Here is a 385-nt window from a genome sequence, read left to right on the forward strand (position 1 = left end):
TCCGCAGATGCCCTTGATGATCCAATCATCATCTTTGTCTCTCTCAAGTATCCGAAGAAGAAGTGGTGGAGCCTAGGAGGATCGAACTCCTGACCTCCTGAATGCAAATCAGGCGCTCTCCCAGCTGAGCTAAGGCCCCACGTTATGTTGGCCTACCGCTTCGCTACTTGAGGCCTGAGTGGCCCGTCGCAAAGCGAACACCAATGAATTACAACAGTCAGGCTCTCGTGCTCTCCGCTACGCAGAGACACTGTCGCCCGCCGTTCCCACATTCGTGGAAAACGTCGTTGGTGGGTCGAGGAGGACTTGAACCTCCGACCTCACGCTTATCAGGCGTGCGCTCTAACCACCTGAGCTACCGACCCAAGTCTGTCCAGACCGGTCG

The 385-nt window shown here is 56.1% G+C and carries 2 tRNA genes; both read right to left on the reverse strand.

From position 1 onward, the window contains the following. Positions 1-63: 63 nt before the first annotated feature. A tRNA-Ala gene (locus AB9K37_RS03315) sits at positions 64-139 on the reverse strand. Between the two features lie 149 nt (positions 140-288). After that, positions 289-365: transfer RNA gene (locus tag AB9K37_RS03320), tRNA-Ile, on the reverse strand. Positions 366-385 lie beyond the last annotated feature (20 nt).

This window comes from Donghicola sp. XS_ASV15 (assembly GCF_041224595.1).
In the GTDB taxonomy this organism is placed as follows: domain Bacteria; phylum Pseudomonadota; class Alphaproteobacteria; order Rhodobacterales; family Rhodobacteraceae; genus Donghicola.